This window comes from Serratia sp. 25CWL12 (assembly GCF_055790885.1).
Genome location: NZ_CM147698.1, coordinates 3,073,666 through 3,090,708, shown reverse-complemented (window position 1 = coordinate 3,090,708; position 17,043 = coordinate 3,073,666). Strand labels below are relative to the sequence as shown.

The 17,043-nt window shown below is 51.9% G+C and carries 18 protein-coding genes; 9 read left to right on the top strand and 9 right to left on the bottom strand.

All coding sequences use genetic code 11. From position 1 onward, the window contains the following. Nucleotides 1-7 precede the first annotated feature (7 nt). The 3 genes from ACX9GV_RS13290 (at nucleotide 8) to ACX9GV_RS13280 (ending at nucleotide 3,237) form a co-directional block, all read left to right on the top strand. A complete protein-coding gene (locus tag ACX9GV_RS13290) occupies nucleotides 8-1,273 on the top strand; it encodes a YlbE family protein (protein WP_023492383.1) in 1,266 nt (421 codons plus the stop codon). Next, entirely contained in the window at nucleotides 1,266-2,132 is an 867-nt protein-coding gene (locus tag ACX9GV_RS13285; protein WP_473195853.1) for an oxamate carbamoyltransferase subunit AllH family protein, read from the top strand. Before ACX9GV_RS13290 ends, ACX9GV_RS13285 begins: the two co-directional genes overlap by 8 nt. A 202-nt stretch (nucleotides 2,133-2,334) precedes the next feature. Then, entirely contained in the window at nucleotides 2,335-3,237 is a 903-nt protein-coding gene (locus ACX9GV_RS13280; RefSeq protein WP_473195852.1) for a carbamate kinase, read from the top strand. Between the two features lie 78 nt (nucleotides 3,238-3,315). Here ACX9GV_RS13280 and ACX9GV_RS13275 read toward each other — a convergent pair whose 3' ends face one another. From ACX9GV_RS13275 to tesA, 4 genes are all read right to left on the bottom strand, one after another. Next, nucleotides 3,316-4,023 (bottom strand): glutathione S-transferase family protein, encoded by a 708-nt coding sequence (locus ACX9GV_RS13275; RefSeq protein WP_473195851.1) that lies wholly within the window; start codon nucleotides 4,021-4,023, stop codon nucleotides 3,316-3,318. Nucleotides 4,024-4,051: 28 nt separating this feature from the next. Then, nucleotides 4,052-4,909 (bottom strand): co-chaperone YbbN, encoded by an 858-nt coding sequence (locus ACX9GV_RS13270; protein WP_473195850.1) that lies wholly within the window; start codon nucleotides 4,907-4,909, stop codon nucleotides 4,052-4,054. Nucleotides 4,910-5,165: 256 nt separating this feature from the next. Next, nucleotides 5,166-5,942, bottom strand: coding sequence for an SDR family oxidoreductase (locus tag ACX9GV_RS13265; RefSeq protein ID WP_023492376.1), 777 nt, complete (start codon nucleotides 5,940-5,942; stop codon nucleotides 5,166-5,168). 25 nt (nucleotides 5,943-5,967) lie between these two features. Then, the gene (tesA, locus tag ACX9GV_RS13260) at nucleotides 5,968-6,606 is read right to left on the bottom strand and encodes a multifunctional acyl-CoA thioesterase I/protease I/lysophospholipase L1 (protein WP_473198038.1); all 639 of its coding nucleotides are present in this window, start codon (nucleotides 6,604-6,606) and stop codon (nucleotides 5,968-5,970) included. On the opposite strand from tesA, the gene ybbA reads away from it, so the two are divergent. From ybbA to ACX9GV_RS13245, 3 genes are all read left to right on the top strand, one after another. Then, a complete protein-coding gene (ybbA, locus tag ACX9GV_RS13255) occupies nucleotides 6,577-7,263 on the top strand; it encodes a putative ABC transporter ATP-binding protein YbbA (protein ID WP_023492373.1) in 687 nt (228 codons plus the stop codon). The two genes, tesA and ybbA, sit on opposite strands and share 30 nt — an antisense overlap. Next, nucleotides 7,260-9,692 (top strand): putative ABC transporter permease subunit YbbP, encoded by a 2,433-nt coding sequence (gene ybbP, locus ACX9GV_RS13250; protein ID WP_473195849.1) that lies wholly within the window; start codon nucleotides 7,260-7,262, stop codon nucleotides 9,690-9,692. Before ybbA ends, ybbP begins: the two co-directional genes overlap by 4 nt. A gap of 173 nt (nucleotides 9,693-9,865) precedes the next feature. Then, a complete protein-coding gene (locus ACX9GV_RS13245; RefSeq protein WP_473195848.1) occupies nucleotides 9,866-10,108 on the top strand; it encodes a type II toxin-antitoxin system ParD family antitoxin in 243 nt (80 codons plus the stop codon). A 2-nt stretch (nucleotides 10,109-10,110) separates the two neighbouring features. On the opposite strand, the gene purK is transcribed toward ACX9GV_RS13245, so the two are convergent. The 4 genes from purK to ppiB form a co-directional block, all read right to left on the bottom strand. Further along, nucleotides 10,111-11,181: a 5-(carboxyamino)imidazole ribonucleotide synthase gene (gene purK / locus ACX9GV_RS13240; RefSeq protein WP_473195847.1), complete on the bottom strand. Its 1,071-nt coding sequence runs from the start codon at nucleotides 11,179-11,181 to the stop codon at nucleotides 10,111-10,113. Further along, nucleotides 11,178-11,702 carry a 5-(carboxyamino)imidazole ribonucleotide mutase gene (gene purE / locus ACX9GV_RS13235; RefSeq protein ID WP_473195846.1) on the bottom strand — a complete coding sequence of 175 codons (525 nt, stop codon included), beginning with the start codon at nucleotides 11,700-11,702 and terminating at the stop codon, nucleotides 11,178-11,180. Before purE ends, purK begins: the two co-directional genes overlap by 4 nt. 581 nt (nucleotides 11,703-12,283) lie before the next feature. Then, on the bottom strand, nucleotides 12,284-13,006 hold the full coding sequence (locus ACX9GV_RS13230) for a UDP-2,3-diacylglucosamine diphosphatase (RefSeq protein ID WP_473195845.1): 723 nt from the start codon (nucleotides 13,004-13,006) through the stop codon (nucleotides 12,284-12,286). Nucleotides 13,007-13,016: 10 nt separating this feature from the next. Continuing rightward, nucleotides 13,017-13,511 (bottom strand): peptidylprolyl isomerase B, encoded by a 495-nt coding sequence (gene ppiB, locus ACX9GV_RS13225; protein WP_023492365.1) that lies wholly within the window; start codon nucleotides 13,509-13,511, stop codon nucleotides 13,017-13,019. Between the two features lie 232 nt (nucleotides 13,512-13,743). On the opposite strand from ppiB, the gene ACX9GV_RS13220 reads away from it, so the two are divergent. From ACX9GV_RS13220 to cysS, 3 genes are all read left to right on the top strand, one after another. After that, a complete protein-coding gene (locus ACX9GV_RS13220; RefSeq protein WP_473195844.1) occupies nucleotides 13,744-14,076 on the top strand; it encodes a type II toxin-antitoxin system RelE/ParE family toxin in 333 nt (110 codons plus the stop codon). A 1-nt stretch (nucleotide 14,077) separates the two neighbouring features. Continuing rightward, complete coding sequence (gene nadS, locus ACX9GV_RS13215; RefSeq protein WP_023492362.1) at nucleotides 14,078-14,362, top strand: NadS family protein; 285 nt, start codon at nucleotides 14,078-14,080, stop codon at nucleotides 14,360-14,362. A 288-nt stretch (nucleotides 14,363-14,650) separates the two neighbouring features. Continuing rightward, complete coding sequence (gene cysS / locus ACX9GV_RS13210) at nucleotides 14,651-16,036, top strand: cysteine--tRNA ligase (protein ID WP_473195843.1); 1,386 nt, start codon at nucleotides 14,651-14,653, stop codon at nucleotides 16,034-16,036. A 320-nt stretch (nucleotides 16,037-16,356) separates the two neighbouring features. Here the strand turns inward: cysS and ACX9GV_RS13205 are convergent, their stop codons facing one another. Next, nucleotides 16,357-16,860, bottom strand: coding sequence for a hypothetical protein (locus ACX9GV_RS13205; protein ID WP_473195842.1), 504 nt, complete (start codon nucleotides 16,858-16,860; stop codon nucleotides 16,357-16,359). Nucleotides 16,861-17,043: the final 183 nt, after the last annotated feature.

Sequence of the window (17,043 nt, the reverse complement as noted above, 5' to 3'; positions counted from 1 at the left end):
GATTGATATGTACGCATCTATTGAACAAGCAAATGCTGCCGTTATCGCCAGGATCCGTGAAGCTCGCCCTCATTGGCAAGATGTTGATTTGGCAAAAAATCTTATCCCACAACTGGCTCAGGGCAGAAAGCTGTTGCATGCTGGGCCGCCAGTGACCTGGCAAGAAATGAGTGGCCCGGTGCGCGGTGCTTGTATTGGTGCCTGCCTGTTTGAACAATGGGCAGATAACGAGCAACAGGCACAGTCTCTGCTCGAAAACGGCGAGATTGAATTTATTCCCTGCCACAACGTCAGTGCTGTTGGGCCAATGGGGGGGATTACCTCGGCACACATGCCGATGGTGGTGGTAAAAGATAGCGTTCATGGTAACTATGCCTATTGCAACATGAACGAAGGGATCGGCAAGGTAATGCGTTTTGGTGCCTACGGGCCCGATGTGCAGGAGCGTCTGCGCTGGATGCGTGATTCATTGGCACCGGTGTTGAAAGAGGCTCTGGCTAAATTTGATGGCGGCATCGACCTGACCGCTTTGATGGCTCAGGCGATCACCATGGGTGACGAGTTCCACCAGCGTAATATTGCCGCTTCAGCGTTGTTGATGCGCCAATTGGCCCCTCAAATCACTTTGCTGGATCGTGATAAAAGCGAATTAGGCAAGGTGATGCAGTTCCTTAGTATTACTGACCAATTCTTCCTCAACTTGGCGATGGCCTATTGCAAGGCGGCGATGGATGCGGGCGCTGAAATCAAACAGGGCAGCATCGTGACGGTTATGACGCGTAATGGCAAAAATTTTGGGGTTAAAATTAGTGGGATGGGTGACCAGTGGTTTACTGCACCGGTCAATATGCCTGAAGGGTTGTTCTTCTCTGGCTACAGCCAGGCGGATGCCAACCCAGATATTGGTGATAGCGCCATTACTGAGACTTTTGGTATCGGCGGTGCGGCCATGGTTGCGGCACCGGGTGTGACCCGCTTTGTTGGCGCAACGGGCGGCATGAGTGCGGCTATCGATATCTCAGAGGAAATGACAGAGATTTATCTGGAGCGCAACATGATGCTGCAAATACCTACCTGGGATTTCCAAGGGGCTTGTTTGGGGTTAGATGCGCGCCGGGTGGTAGAAACCGGTATCACGCCGTTAATTAATACCGGCATCGCGCACCGGGAAGCGGGCGTTGGGCAGATTGGCGCGGGTACCGTGCGGGCGCCACTTGGCTGTTTTGAAAAAGCTATCGAAGCCCTGGCTGAAAAATTAGGCATCCGTGAGTAACGATGGAGGTGCCCAGGGCAACCTGGGCACAGGGGAGTCGATGGATATCACTGCGTTAGCTGTCAGCCACCATGCCACCCAAGATTATGGTCCACTACGTTGTGTCGGCCGCTTCAACAAGGCGATCAATTTTCTTTCACCCCATGGCCGGTTATTGACGTTGCACCGTGAAGGATGCGGGTTGAGTCCGATGGGGTGGGAAATAGCAGCGAGTGATTTCGACGAGTTATCCGATAGCCTGCTAGCGGCTGATGATTGCCAGCTTTCTCAGGCTGGGATCCAGATAGATGATATCTGCATCTATCGTCATCATCAACGTCTGAATCTTTATCTGAATCTACGTGATGAAATCCCTCTGGCACCCTTGGCGACCCTACTGGCTGATGAACCAGCCAGTACCGGTCTGTTTGGTCGTTTGCAACAGATTGTTGAGCAACCACTGGTTGCCGAAACCCGGGAACTGCAGCAAAAGTTTTGTGCCTGGTTGCAAGGGCAGGCCGTTGATTGGAGCGCTGTTGTTGGCAAAGGGCCGGGGTTAACACCAAGTAACGACGATACCCTGGTCGGGATGTTGTTGACCGCACATCTTGATAGCCGGGTGGATGTGGCCTGCTTACCGCCTTTTTTTGCGGCTAGCCAGCCACTGCATAACTTAACCACATTGGTCAGCGAGCATTATTTAAAATTTGCTGAACAAGGTGTTTTCTCTACCGCGTTACAGCTATTGGCTCGGGCTTTAATTCAGCCCAGAGAATTAACGCAATCTATCCGTGAACTGTTAAACATGGGGCATTTTTCTGGTGCCGATACGTTATTGGGTATTTGGCTAGGGGTAATGACCATTAATTACCTTCATTAACTTTAAATTAACTCAATTTACCCCGTGACGCAGTTTTAATCACGATGGCTATATACACTAAATAATTCGAGTTGCAGGAAGGCGGCAACGCAGAGAATCCCCAGGAGCTTACACTGGTAAGTGACTGGGGTGAGCGAGGAAAGCCAACACACATGCAATTTGAAGTATGACGAGTATATTTTACTAAAAAATAGGTGTTGACATGGAAACATTAGTCATTGCTTTAGGGGGCAATGCCCTATTACAGCGCGGAGCGGTATTATCCGCAGAGAACCAGTACCAGAGCATTGCATTAATTGCTGATGTTATTGGCAAGCTGGCAAAGAAATATCGTATTGCTATTGTGCACGGTAACGGCCCGCAAGTGGGTTTATTGGCATTACAAAACCTCGCTTATCGTGATGTGCCCCCTTATCCCCTGGATATTCTGGTGGCTGAAAGTCAGGGGATGATTGGCTATATGCTGGCACAACAATTAGGCGCGTTTCATCCTGACCAACCGGTGTCTACATTATTGACACGGGTATTGGTGGATAGCCAGGATCCCGCATTCCAGCAGCCCAGCAAATTTATCGGGCCAGTGTATCAGCCTCAGCAACAGCGTGAGCTGGAGCAGCAATATGGCTGGAGCATGAAGTTGGACGGGAAATATCTGCGCCGCGTGGTTCCTTCACCTGAGCCTAAAAAAATTATTGATATAGCAGCGATTAAATTGCTATTGGCCCAAAACCACATTGTGGTCTGTAGTGGTGGTGGCGGCATTCCTATGGTGGAAGCTGAGCATGGCCTGAGCGGTAGCGAGGCGGTGATTGATAAGGATCTGGCCTCGGCGCTGTTGGCGGAAGAACTGGCCGCAGACCACCTGCTGATCCTCACCGATGCGGATGCAGTTTATCGGCATTGGGGGAGCCCACAGCAACAAGCGATTCGTTCTGCCACTATTCAGGAATTGGCACCGCTCGCCGTGGCGGATGGTGCCATGGGGCCAAAGATCATGGCAGTCAGCCGCTTTGTGCAACGCAGTGGCAAAGTCGCTCATATTGGTGCCTTGAAAGATATTGAGTCAGTGCTGATAGGGACTGCCGGCACCTCTATTACGCCGTAAATAACCCATTGCGATAGATAGGTTGCATTAAATAGAGGGCCGGGTTAACCCAGCCCTCTTGCGTTATTGGTAACGGCATTAATGTTGTTCACGCTTGGTCGCCAGTAACTGCTGCATATTGGCATGATATTGCATTAGTGACGGGTGCTGCAGCGCGCTAGTTTTTAGCGGGCTATCGAGGCGACTGGTAACAATATTGTCGATAAAAGCGTACAACATCGCATCAAAAGAGGTTGGGGTATCACTGACAGCAAACTGCGTTTGCGTTAGACAGGCGGCGATGGCGGCCAGATCCGCAGCCCCCAAGGCATAAATAGCTTCTTTACTATGGCGGCCATAACCTTGGCCCCAGAGTGCTTTACGAATACTGCGCCGCACCATGTAGGGCACAATATGGCGCACAATAGGGGGGAGTCTGGCGAACAACAGATTTTTCACTATTGGCCAGTAAACGTCATCCACCCAGCGCGAATAAGTCAGTGTGAAGAAAAGGCTCTCTTCACAGGTTCGGCGCAGTAAATGGCCTAGGCTGCGTTGCTGTTCGGTCAGTGAACTATCCAACGGGTCGCCGTAAGTGGCTTTCAGATAATCGATGATCGCACCACTGTCGGCGATGGTTTTATCCTGATCGATAATAAAGGGCAACTTCCCCAGTGGTGCCTTTTGCGGCATATCTGGCACTGCTTGATAAGCAATGCCAGCCAACTGGCAATAGAGCTCGACTTTGTAGCAGAACGGGCTGATGTTTTTGCCATTGACTAAGGCAAACTGGTGAAGTTGCAGCATAAGCGTTCCTTGTTTAGTACAGCAATGTTTAGTACAGCAACGAATAGAGTCGCCGACGGTACTTGCTAGCCAGTGCATCGCTGGTTCCCAATGCGGCCAGAATATCCATCAGCATTTTGCGAGCATTGCCATTGGCTGCCGCTAAATCTTTCTGCAAATGCCCCATAAGCAGATCCAACGCCTCTTCATTACGGCCAACCTGATGCAATTGCAAAGCCAGTTGCACGGCCAGCTCGACATTTTCCGGCTGTTGCTGCACTTGCTGCTGCAACTGCTGGATTTCTGGTGTGTCAGCCGCCTGCTTCATCAGCTCAATTTCGGCCACCAACCCTTGATAACGGGTATCGCGATCTTGTAGCGGAATAGTCGCCAGTACGCTATTGGCCTCTTCCACCTTGTTGAGGGCAATTTGCGTTTCTGCCAACAGCAGGCCGATATCACTGCGCTGGTTACTGATTTGCCAAGCCTCTTTCAACAGCGGTAAAGCCTCTGTTGCCAGGCCTTCCCCCAGCAGGTGAGTGGCTTCTGTCAGTTTGAGGTCTTCCGCTTTTGGCAGGAAAGGCTGCAGGAAATCACGAATCACCTCTTCCGGTTGTGGCCCTTGAAAACCATCCACCGGTTGCCCATCTTTGAAGAGATAGACAGCTGGAATCGAGCGAAGCCCAAATTGCGAGGCGATCATCTGCTCTGCATCGCAGTCGACTTTAGCCAAAATAAACTGGCCGGCATATTCCGCTGCCAGCTTATCCAGTATTGGGGTGAGTTGCAGACAGTGCTGGCTGCGATCTGACCAGAAATAGAACAGCACCGGCGTGGACACTGACTGCTCCAGCATTTGGTGCAGATTGGTTTCATTAATATCAACGACAACAGCTTGAGCTAGCATAGGTTCTCTCTATTTTATCTGGTGGTACCATTTTTATGCTAAATGGGGGCACCTAATCGTGCTACAGATGAGCAGCATGCCGGTTAGCCGACCGTGGAGCGCAGGGATGCGCGATACGAGCCCCCACGGATGGGTTCACGGCGTGTCGGCGTTCCGCATCATGCCCATCATCTGATACTTAAAGTGGTTCGATATTAGGCACAGTTATGTAAATGGGGGCAAACGGCGGCGCTTCAACCGTTGCCCTATCAATCTATTAACCATTACTACGTAAAACCCAATCCATCGCTCGCCCCGGTAACAGACGGCGTAAAATCGAGATGCCATAAGTCAGCAACGTGACCGGGTAGCGTAGCTTGGCTCGGCGGCTTTCCAACGCATGGCGCAATTTTGGTAGCACTGCTTCGGGTGGCAAGGTCAGAAACCGGGCGATACCCGGGTTGTGCACCGGTTTATCGCTTTTTACTTGATTAACATTCTGGGTAAAGTGGGTAGTCAGTGGCCCCGGCTCAATCAGACTCACCTGAATGCCGCTGCCGTGCAGTTCCATACGCAACGCGTCTGACCAAGCTTCCAGGGCGAATTTGCTGGCGGCATAAGCACCACGGCCGGCACTGGAGATCAACCCCATCACCGAACTGGTCTGAATGATACGCCCTTCACCGTGAGGCAACATGGCGGGCAACAGCAATTGGGTCAATTGATGAGTGCCAAACAGATTAGCCGAGAATTGCTGCTCCAACTGTTGGCGTGAAACGGAACTCAGCGGGCCATAAACCCCAAACCCGGCATTGTTGAACAGGCCATACAGCCGCCCTTGGGTGAGCTCAATGACTTGTGCTGCCGCACGCTCAACGCTGGCGCTATCGTCCAAATCAAGCTCAATGCCTTCCAGCCCAAGTTCACGCATTGTTTCCACGTCCTGGGGTTTGCGGCAGGCGGCCAGCACGCGATAGCCACGGCGATGTAGATCTTGTGCGGCAATCAACCCAATCCCGCTGGAACAACCGGTTATCAAGACTGCTTTTTGCATAACTTTACCTAGTTAACAACGCTATTTAGTGAGACTCATGATTTACTAATGGTTCCAACTGTTGCGCCATCCAATTGGCGATAAACGGTTGGGCATCCTGATTAGGATGTAATCCATCATCCTGCATCCATTGCGGTTTTATCGCCACCTGTTCCATAAAAAAGGGTAATAATGGAATGCTGAACTGCTTGGCTAACGCCGGGTAGATGGCACTGAATGACTCGGTGTAGCGGCGGCCATAGTTGGGCGGAATATGAATTTGCATCAACAGGGGTTTAGCCCCGGCCTGTTGTACTTGTGTGATAATCTTGCCGAGATCCCGTTGAATATCGGGGGCCGGGAAGCCACGCAGGCCATCATTGGCCCCCAGTTCGATCAACACCCAGCGAGGTTGATGCTGTTGTAACAGCGCAGGCAAGCGTGCCAACCCCTGAGCAGCAGTATCACCACTGATACTGGCATTGATCACTTGCGGGTGGCCAGGTTGTTTCTGCCACTGATTCGCCAACCGGGTTGGCCAGATTTCGGCCAGCGGTAAATTATAGCCAGCACTTAAACTGTCGCCCAAAATCAACAGCGTATTGGCGGCAGTAGCAGGTAAACTGAACAATCCCAACAGCAAAAGGAAGGAAAGATGCCAGCGGAAAACGTTCTTGAAGTCCATCATCTTAGTAAACACGTTGGTCAGGGTGAGCATCAGCTTACCATCCTTACCGGAGTCGAGCTGGTTGTCAAACCCGCGCAGACAATTGCCTTGATTGGCGAGTCCGGTTCCGGCAAATCAACCTTGCTGGGGATCCTTGCCGGGTTGGATGATGGTAGCGCCGGGGAGGTGCAGTTATTGGGGCAGTCGCTCCCCCAACTGGATGAAGAAGGGCGCGCAGCGCTGAGGGCCAAAGCCGTCGGTTTTGTTTTTCAATCTTTTATGTTAGTACCCACCCTGAATGCCTTGGAGAACGTGCAATTGCCCGCACTGCTACGGGGTGAAAGTGACCGCCAAAGCCGTGAACAGGCAGTTCAACTGCTGCAACAGCTAGGGCTGGGTAAGCGCCTCCATCATTTGCCGGCGCAACTTTCTGGTGGCGAACAGCAGCGCGTGGCACTGGCTCGTGCCTTCAGTGGCCGCCCGAAAGTGCTGTTTGCTGATGAACCCACTGGCAACCTGGATCGCCAAACCGGTGAGCGCATTGCCGATCTGCTGTTCTCCCTCAACCGTGACTACGCCACCACCCTGATCCTGGTGACCCATGATGAAACCTTGGCGGCACGCTGCCAACGGCGGTTACGTTTGTCTGATGGCAAATTGTGGGAGGAAGCATGATCTGGCGTTGGTTCTGGCGTGAGTGGCGCTCACCGGCACTGCTAATTGTCTGGTTGGCCCTGACGCTGTCGGTGGCCTGTGTGTTGGCGCTGGGCAGTATCAGTGACCGTATGGATAAAGGGTTAAGCCAGCAAAGCCGTGATTATCTTGCGGGTGACCGGGTATTGCGCACCGTGCGCCCGGCACCAGAGGCGTGGTTACAGGCTGCCCGCCAGCAGGGGTTGCAGGTCAGCCGCCAGTTGTCTTTCACCACCATGACTTATGCGGGCGATACCCCGCAACTGGCGAATGTCAAAGCGACCGATAATCTCTATCCGCTGTATGGCAAACTGCAAACCCGCCCGGATAACCTTAAAGCGGAGCCGGGCAACGTGTTGGTGGCACCGCGTCTGTTGGCGTTGTTGGGGCTGAACGTGGGCGATAATCTCGATGTAGGGGATACCACCTTACGCATTGCCGGTGAAATCATCCAGGAACCGGATGCCGGTTTTAACCCCTTCCGGACCGCGCCTACCATCATCATCAACCTGGCGGATGTGGATAAAACCGGCGCGGTGCAGCCCGGTAGCCGCCTGACTTACCGCTATATGTTTGCCGGTTCAGCGACAGATATTCAACATTTTGAACAGTACCTGGAACCACAATTGAAACCTTCCCAGCGTTGGTACGGGCTGGAAGATTCCGGCAGTGCGCTGGGGAAATCGTTGCAGCGCTCACAACAGTTCTTGCTGCTTTCGGCACTGTTGACGCTGTTATTGTCGGTTGCAGCGGTCGCGGTGGCCATGAGCCACTATTGTCGCAGCCGTTATGATCTGGTTGCGGTATTAAAAACCCTTGGGGCAGGGCGCAAGGCACTAAGCAAACTGATCGTTGGCCAGTGGCTGGCGGTGCTGCTGTTAGCCGGGGTCTGTGGCAGCTTGATTGGCCTGGGTTTTGAAACGCTGTTGATCCGCCTTTTGTCACCGGTGCTACCGGGGAAACTCCCCGCCGCCGGGGCTTGGCCATGGCTGTGGGCGCTGGGCGCATTGGTAATGATTTCGTTACTGGTTGGTCTGCGGCCCTACCGACAATTGTTAGCGACGCAACCGCTGCGTGTTTTGCGCCGAGATGTGGTAGCCAACGTCTGGCCACTGCGTTACTTCTTGCCAATTACGCTGCTGGTGGTGGTGTTGTCGCTGACGCTACTGATGGGGGCTAGCCAGTTACTGTGGGCTATTTTGGCTGGCATCGTGGTGTTGGCCCTGCTCTTGGGGGGGATTGGCTGGGGTAGCCTACTGCTGCTGCGGCGCATCACGCTGAAAAACTTGGCATTACGTTTGGCGGTGAATCGTCTGTTGCATCAACCTTGGGTGACAGTCAGCCAACTGGCGGCGTTTTCGCTGTCGTTTATGCTGTTGGCCTTGTTGCTGGTATTACGGGGTGACTTGCTTGACCGTTGGCAACAACAATTACCGCCGGGTAGCCCCAACTATTTCTTGATGAATATCACCACTGAGCAAGTGCCACAGGTTAAAGCCTTCTTGCAGCAGCACCAACTGCCAGAGCAGGCTTTTTACCCCATCGTGCGGGTGCGTTTGACTGAGATTAACCAACAACTGGCAACAGAAAGAGTTCGTGAGGAAGACCCCGGTTGGGAGGCCATCAACCGCGAGCTTAACCTCACCTGGCAAGCCACACAGCCAGACCACAACCCGCTTACTGCCGGTAGCTGGCCACCAAAGCCGGGTGAAGTATCGATGGATCAAGGGTTGGCTGAGCGGTTAAAGGTCAAACTGGGGGATACATTAACCTTCAGCGGTGATACCCAGGCATTTAGCGCTAAAGTAACCAGCTTGCGCCAGGTGGATTGGGAAAGCCTGAAGCCGAATTTTTACTTTATCTTCCCACCGGGCGGGCTGGATGGGCAACCACAAACCTGGCTGACCAGCTTCCGTTATCAGGGAGATGGCAAATTACTGACGCAACTTAATCGCCAGTTCCCCACCTTGAGCTTGATGGATATTGGCGCCATTCTGCATCAAATAGGCGGTGTGTTGCAGCAAGTCAGCCGTGCACTGGAAGTGATGGTGGTGCTGGTGGTGGTGTGTGGTGGCCTGTTACTGATGGCGCAGGTACAAGTGGGGATGCGCCAGCGCAGACAAGAACTGGTGGTCTACCGTACCTTGGGGGCGAGCAAACGCTTACTTCGCGGCACACTCTGGTGCGAGTTCGCCTTACTGGGGCTGGTGGCCGGTATTGCCGCCGCACTGGGGGCGGAAGCGGCACTGTGGCTGTTGCAGGCCAAGGTATTTGACTTCCCCTGGGCACCAACACCGGTTCTATGGTGGGCATTGCCACTACTCAGTGCGTTGCTGCTCTCCCTCTGCGGCGGTTGGTTAGGTGTGCGCTTACTACGCGGGAAGGCGCTGTTCCGCGGCTATGAGGAGTGAACCTCAAGCTTTCGTTGGCTAAATAATCAATCCGGCACAGTGTGAACTGTGCCGATAGCCGAAGCTAACGGGCAGCAATAGTGCAAAGGGGGGCTGGAATCTTTAGTAAACACCATGCCTCAGTTTAAGCATTTCGATCTTGCGTTGATTGGTTGTTAATACTGGGGGACATAATGGCGAAAACAATAAGCGTTACGCTTGATGAACAGTTTGATGCTTTGATCAATCGATTGATAGAGAGTGGCCGTTACGGCTCGGCGAATGAAGTGATGTGCTCGGCTCTGCGATTGCTGAAACAACAGGACGCAAATCACGAAACTGTTCGCCCGGCGGTTATCGCCGGGCTGGCAAGTGGTGAAAGCCCGTTATCGCTGCGGGAAATAGCCACACAAAGAAAGCTGAAACAGGGAGTATAAACTCACTGAGCCAGCTTGCCCTGCGCCCAGGCCAAACCGCTTTGATATTCTGCGGGGAGCAGGGGGGCCAAGGCGTGTAAGGTGTGTTGCAGCGCCTGGGGCTCAGGATCATTCAGGTTCAGGTGACCGACTTTGCGCCCGTCACGCACCTCTTTGTCATACCAGTGCAGGTTTACCAACGGTAGCGACAACCATTGTAGATTTACCGCGGTACCAATCAGGTTCACCATCACTGACGGGGTATTCACCACCGGTTTCGGTAGCGGTAAGTCAAGGATGGCGCGCAAGTGCAGTTCAAACTGGCTAATGGACGCGCCATTTTGTGTCCAGTGGCCACTGTTGTGCACGCGGGGAGCCAGTTCGTTGATCAACAAGCGATCACCGACGATAAAGCACTCCATCGCCATCACACCCACATAGTTCAGCTCGTTAAGAATCGCCGTCAACATCTGTTCAGCTTGCTGCTGCAAGGCCGGGTTAGGGCGAGGTAACGCTACACTGGTACGCAGAATGCCTGCCTCATGCAGGTTGTGGGTCAGCGGATAAAACACCGTTTGACCCTGATGACCACGGGCCCCCACCAGCGAAACTTCGCCAGAGAAGTTAATCCCCTGCTCAACAATACATTCCCCATAAGCCTCTGCGGGTAATTCCCCTTGTTGCCCAGGGCGCAAACGCCACTGGCCACGGCCATCATAGCCACCCACGCGGCGTTTAACGATAGCCAGTTCCCCCAAGTTGGTAAACACCTGGGGCCATTCACTGGGGCTTGCCAGTAATTGCCAAGGGGCAGTCGCCAACTGGAGTTGGTCGAGCAGTTGTTTCTGCGTCAGGCGATCAGCCAAACGCGGGAAAATATCACGGTTGACGAAATTACTGTGGGTCGCCAACTCACGGGTCAACGGGGTCTCGGGCCAACGTTCGATTTCTGCGGTGATCACGCTATGGTGATAGGGCACTGCTTCTGGTTCGGCATCTAGCCCTACCGGATAAACTGCAATGCCTAATGGTTCACCAGCCTGGCGCAACATGCGCCCAAGCTGGCCATTACCCAGTACGCAAACCGGCTTCATGCTTCCTCCCGTGGGTCGGGATGGTTCAACACCTCGTCAGTTTGAGCCTGACGCCAGGCCGCCAACCGTTGTGCCAACGCGCTATCATGCAGTGCCAGGATTTGTGCTGCCAGTAACCCAGCATTGGCTGCGCCCGCCTTACCGATGGCCAGGGTGCCTACCGGAATGCCGCGCGGCATCTGCACAATGGAATAGAGGCTATCAACACCACTCAACGCCGCGCTTTGTACCGGTACACCCAGCACCGGAACCAGGGTTTTGGCCGCTAACATACCCGGTAGGTGTGCTGCACCACCGGCACCGGCGATGATCACCTCAAAACCCTTGGCACTGGCTTGTTCGGCAAAGCTGAACAGTTTATCTGGTGTGCGGTGGGCAGAGACGACTTCAACATGGAATGGAACATTGAGCATGGTAAGAACGTCGGCCGCGTTTTGCATTGTGGCCCAGTCACTTTTTGATCCCATTACAATGGCGATTTTAACTTCAGCATGAGTGGCTGAAGAGGCGTTGGCTCCCATGGGGTATGGCTCCTGTCAAGGTGCTGAGGGTGGCTTGGTAGCCCGATAAGGGCGTAAAGCATATCATGGCTATAAGCTGAGGAAAACGGTTGCGTGTGTGAAGTTCATGACTATACCCGTCGCCAATCAAGTTGCAGCGTTGTTCTAGTGCTATATTAATTTCAAATAACGCCATGATAGTTAATTTTTTATAAAACAATTTATTACTCGCGTTCCCCTCTTTATGACGAAAAGCTAGCAGATGAAATGATTGTTGAGGTAAGCACGGAAGTTGACGCCATTGAAGGCGCTGAACGCAGATGCGGTGCATAGGCAAAATCTCCAGGGAGGGAGATTTTAGGCGAGACAGACACGGAAGTCTGTAGCAGCCGGCCGTGATGTGCCGTAGCGTAGTGAGGGGAGTCGCGTAGCGACCGCCTGAGTTGGCAAAGGCGCGGGTTATCAGGGGCCACGCCTTTGGCCCCTGATTCGGTCGCAGGCGCAATCAGTTCATAGAATGGAAAACATTAGGCGACCGAAACTTCGCACGGTACAAGCAATAAAATGGTTTTATGAAAAATGATTCGAATTATTTGGGATATTCAAAAAGGAAAGGTGATCAGCTCAACCGCTTCTGGTGTGACTTTCACCATTGAACCTTCAGTATGCCAAGCACCTAATACCACGCGGTTGGCTTGACCACAGCCCAGCACCAACGAATGTACTGCTGGCCGATGAGTATGCCCATGGATCAGCCACTGCACCTTGTTGTGACTTATGGCTTGCTCAACGGCTTGTGGGTTGACATCCATAATGGCGACAGACTTTTGCTGATTGGTTTGTCGGCTGTGGGCGCGCATTTTGGCGGCGATTTTCAGGCGCCAGCCCAGTGGTAGTGCTAAAAACAGCTTTTGAATCCAGGTGTGGTGTACTTTACGGCGGAATTCCTGATACGCCTGGTCATCGGTACACAGGGTATCACCATGCATAATCAGTAGGCGGCGACCATACAGCTCGATGACTTGTTGCTCTGGCAGTAGAGTTAAACCACTCTGCTTGGCAAAACGTTCTCCGAGAAGAAAATCGCGGTTGCCGTGAATAAAGTAACAAGGTATGCCAGCTTGATGTAAGGCCTGCAATGCGGTGGCGATTTCCTGGTGCAAAGGAGCAGGATCATCATCACCAATCCAGGCTTCGAACAGATCGCCCAAAATATAGAGCGCGTCGGCGTGGATGGCTTCAAGTTGCAAAAAACGCAGAAAACCGGCAGTAATCGCCGGTTCCTGGGTGCTGAGGTGCAGATCAGCAATAAACAGCGTGCTCATGCTGCGCTGATTACTCAGTGACAGTCACGCTGTTGATGATGACATCTTCAACAGGGACATCTTGATGCATACCGCTACGGCCGGTTTTCACCGCTTTGATCTTATCAACCACGTCCATACCTTCAGCCACTTCGGCAAACACGCAGTAGCCCCAGCCTTGGGAATTTTCGCCACGGAAGTTAAGGAAATCGTTATCCACTAAGTTGATAAAAAACTGTGCTGATGCGGAGTGTGGGTCATTAGTCCGCGCCATCGCCAGGGTGCCACGGTTGTTTTTCAGGCCGTTGTTAGCTTCGTTTTTGATGGTGGCTTTAGTCTCTTTTTGGCGCATCCCTGGCTCAAAACCACCACCCTGAACCATAAACCCATTGATCACACGATGGAAAATGGTGTTGTTGTAGAAGCCTTCACGGCAGTAGTTCAGGAAGTTTTCAACGGTAACCGGCGCTTTGTCGGCAAAGGTGTTGATAACAATATCGCCGTGATTAGTGTGGAAAGTAACCATAGTTTTTGTCCTAGCAAAATAAAGTGAGATGTCACATAAGAAAGGATGGTGAACAATCAAGGCGGCTTTATAGCATATTTTGCTTAATCAGTCAGTAGCCGAGCGTCTCGGTTGTTCCTGGCAGATTATCGATCTGTGACGCAATGTTAACGCTCTTTTTGGCAACGCACAATTTGGAAGGTACAGTGTACTCCTTTTTGGTGTACACTGTACTTGAAAGGGAGTAGATCCAGTGAGTCATGGAATGGTGTTTATCGAGACCTCGATGTTTACCCGACAGATAAAGCAGATTGCAACTGACGATGAGCTTAAGGAACTTCAGAAGGCGTTGATCGAATCCCCGAATAAAGGGGAATTAATACAGCAAACCGGCGGGTTACGAAAAGTCAGAATGGCCACCGGATTTCAGGGGAAAAGTAGTAGTGCTAGAGTGATTTATTTTCTGGCGACTCAAGAAATTATTTATTTTGTGATGGCTTACCCGAAAAGTACCAAAGAGAATCTGACTGACGCGGAAAAGGCCGAACTGAGAAAATTAACCAAATTGCTTAAAGATGAGGCGTAAAATGAGCTTGTTTGATGACCTGAAAACCTCTCTGCAAGAGGCGGTAGAGATAAAGCAGGGTGTTAAAGCACCGGCCCGTGTTACCCGTTATGAGATTGCCGATGTCCGTGCCATAAGAGCGCAGCTCAGTGTCTCTCAGGCGGAAATGGCCAAGGCACTGGGCACCAGCATTGATACTATAAAAAGTTGGGAAGCCAAACGGCGTAATCCGACCGGATTGGCGGCGAAGGTGTTGGCTACCATTCGGGATAATCCTGAATTTTTCCAGCAATTGGCCGCACATTAAGCACCTGGCCCCAATTGTTATCCCCGTAGCCACTTAAGTTTGCAGGAGCGGGGTCATTTTTGTACGGATTCTGGTCATACTGACTCTTGCAATAGATGCGCCTTCGGGTTTCAATAGGTTGGGACTATACTCGTCATACTTCAAGTTGCTTGGGTGTTGGCTGCCCTCGTTCACCCTAGTCACATAGTTAGCTATGCTCCTAGGGATTCGCTCAGTTGCCGCCTACATGCAACTGGAATTATTTTGTGTATATATCTTCATTAATCACGCACACCACGGAATACCCCAATGCTAAAGATTTTTAATACCCTGACTCGTCAAAAAGAGGAATTCAAGCCTATTCATGCCGGTAAAGTGGGCATGTATGTGTGTGGGGTAACCATTTATGACCTGTGCCATATTGGGCACGGGCGTACCTTTGTGGCATTCGATGTGGTGGCGCGTTATCTGCGTTATCTGGGGTTTTCGCTGAATTACGTGCGTAACGTAACTGATGTGGATGACAAAATTATTCGCCGTGCAGCAGAAAACGGTGAAACCTGCGACCAACTCACCACGCGCATGTTGGCAGAGATGCATGCTGATTTTGACGCCTTGCTGATTGAACGCCCAGACCTTGAACCGCGTGCGACTCATCATATCAGTGAGATTATCGAAATTACCCAGCAACTGCTGGCAAGAGATCATGCTTATGTGGCCAGCAATGGTGATGTGATGTTCGCCATCGACAGCGATCCGCATTATGGTCAATTATCACGCCAGGATCTGGATCAGTTGCAAGCGGGAGCGCGGGTAGAAATTGACGATGTAAAACGCAACCCGATGGATTTTGTGCTGTGGAAAATGTCCAAGCCCGGTGAACCAAGCTGGGAATCCCCTTGGGGGGCAGGCCGCCCAGGCTGGCATATTGAGTGTTCGGCGATGAACAGCAAACAACTGGGTACCCATTTCGATATTCATGGCGGCGGCTCAGACCTGATGTTCCCACACCATGAAAACGAGATAGCCCAGTCGAGCTGCGCGCACGATGGCCCTTACGTCAACTACTGGATGCACTCTGGTATGGTGATGATCGACAAAGAGAAGATGTCCAAGTCATTGAACAACTTCTTTACCATTCGTGATGTGCTAGCCCATTACGACGCGGAAAGTGTGCGTTACTTCCTGATGTCGGGTCACTACCGCAGCCAGTTGAACTACAGCGAAGAGAACCTGAAACAGGCACGTGCAGCACTGGAACGTCTGTATACCGCCTTGCGTGGTACTGATGCCGAGGCAACACCGGCAGGCGGCGAAGCCTTCAGAGCCCGTTTTTGTGAAGCGATGGACGATGACTTCAACACCCCGGAAGCTTATTCAGCGCTGTTTGATCTGGCCCGTGAAGTTAACCGCTTGAAGGGGGAAGATCTGGCCGCTGCTAACGGTTTGGCAGCAGAATTGCGCCAACTGGGTCAGGTATTAGGGCTATTGCAACAGCAACCTGAGCAGTTTCTGCAAAGTGGCGCACAAGCGGATGATAGCGAAGTGGCGGAGATTGAGCGGCTGATCAAACAACGCAACGACGCTCGTGTTGCCAAAGAGTGGGCGTTGGCCGATGCCGCGCGCGATCGGTTAATTGAGATGAACATTGTGCTGGAAGATGGGCCGCAAGGTACCAGTTGGCGCCGTAAGTAACTCTCAAGCGTCTCTATAGCTTTTCATATTCTCACATTAAAAAAACAGGTTACCCAGCCAACGCTGGGTAACCTGTTTGTTTTTGTGCGGCTCACTCAATAATCGCGCCTAATACCGTTTACATTAAGCATATGGAATGGTGGCCATGAGGCGGAACAGCGACATGCCGTGGACGCCTATACCCGTCATTCTTCAAATTGCTTGGGTGTTGGCTGTGCTCTATCACCCCAGTCACATAGTTAGCTATGCTCCTGGGGATTCCATCACTTGCCGCCTACAAGCAAATCGAATTATCTTGGGTATATATGGATACTCCCCGGTTACGGGGCCTCTGATTTTTCCGGCGCATCGTTTGCACCATCAGTTTGTGGTGCTTCGCCACTATCCCCATTTTTGAAGGCATCGACCTGCTCTTTGGCTGAATCAAGCCACGATTGTGCCTGGTTGCTAACATCCCCTTTCAGCGTTTCGGTGTGTTTCAGCGCCTCTTCCTTTAGGCTTTGCGTATGTTTCAGGGCATCTTCCTTTAGGCTTTGCGTATGTTTCAGCGCATCTTCCTTCAGGCTTTGTGTGTGTTTCAGGGCATCTTCTTTCAGGCTTTGTGTGTGTTCAACTGCATCCGCTTTTAACGCGTCTGCTTTTTCTTTCAATTCTTGTGCCTGGGTAGTGCCAGCCTCTTTAAGAGTACCGAGCTCGCTTTGAGTTTTTTCGTTCAGCGTGCTGGCTTTTTCCTCTGTCGCTTCAGGGGTTGAATTGTCGTCGCACCCTACAAGCAGTAAACCAAACAGGGAGGCCAGTAAAATTTTGTGCAATGGTTTGATCATTTTTCATCTCACTTCTGGTTTTTGAGGCTGTGTTTATACACTACTGTTAACGTATTCTAGTATACACAGACCGGATGATGCTGATGAAGCCAATGGCTGGAGACTCGCTGATTTGCCGCTTACAAGCAAATTGAATTATTTTGGGTATAACACTTAATACAGCTGAAATATCTTATTATCCCT

Excerpts from the sequence above, each read along its gene's own strand:
- ACX9GV_RS13290 (WP_023492383.1), top strand. The coding sequence starts at position 8 with ATGTACGCATCTATTGAACAAGCAAATGCTGCCGTTATCGCCAGGATC.
- ACX9GV_RS13280 (WP_473195852.1), top strand. The coding sequence starts at position 2,335 with ATGGAAACATTAGTCATTGCTTTAGGGGGCAATGCCCTATTACAGCGC.
- ACX9GV_RS13275 (WP_473195851.1), bottom strand. The coding sequence starts at position 4,023 with ATGCTGCAACTTCACCAGTTTGCCTTAGTCAATGGCAAAAACATCAGC.
- ACX9GV_RS13270 (WP_473195850.1), bottom strand. The coding sequence starts at position 4,909 with ATGCTAGCTCAAGCTGTTGTCGTTGATATTAATGAAACCAATCTGCAC.
- ACX9GV_RS13265 (WP_023492376.1), bottom strand. The coding sequence starts at position 5,942 with ATGCAAAAAGCAGTCTTGATAACCGGTTGTTCCAGCGGGATTGGGTTG.
- ybbA (WP_023492373.1), top strand. The coding sequence starts at position 6,577 with ATGCCAGCGGAAAACGTTCTTGAAGTCCATCATCTTAGTAAACACGTT.
- tesA (WP_473198038.1), bottom strand. The coding sequence starts at position 6,606 with ATGGACTTCAAGAACGTTTTCCGCTGGCATCTTTCCTTCCTTTTGCTG.
- ybbP (WP_473195849.1), top strand. The coding sequence starts at position 7,260 with ATGATCTGGCGTTGGTTCTGGCGTGAGTGGCGCTCACCGGCACTGCTA.
- ACX9GV_RS13245 (WP_473195848.1), top strand. The coding sequence starts at position 9,866 with ATGGCGAAAACAATAAGCGTTACGCTTGATGAACAGTTTGATGCTTTG.
- purK (WP_473195847.1), bottom strand. The coding sequence starts at position 11,181 with ATGAAGCCGGTTTGCGTACTGGGTAATGGCCAGCTTGGGCGCATGTTG.
- purE (WP_473195846.1), bottom strand. The coding sequence starts at position 11,702 with ATGGGAGCCAACGCCTCTTCAGCCACTCATGCTGAAGTTAAAATCGCC.
- ACX9GV_RS13230 (WP_473195845.1), bottom strand. The coding sequence starts at position 13,006 with ATGAGCACGCTGTTTATTGCTGATCTGCACCTCAGCACCCAGGAACCG.
- ppiB (WP_023492365.1), bottom strand. The coding sequence starts at position 13,511 with ATGGTTACTTTCCACACTAATCACGGCGATATTGTTATCAACACCTTT.
- nadS (WP_023492362.1), top strand. The coding sequence starts at position 14,078 with ATGAGCTTGTTTGATGACCTGAAAACCTCTCTGCAAGAGGCGGTAGAG.
- cysS (WP_473195843.1), top strand. The coding sequence starts at position 14,651 with ATGCTAAAGATTTTTAATACCCTGACTCGTCAAAAAGAGGAATTCAAG.
- ACX9GV_RS13205 (WP_473195842.1), bottom strand. The coding sequence starts at position 16,860 with ATGATCAAACCATTGCACAAAATTTTACTGGCCTCCCTGTTTGGTTTA.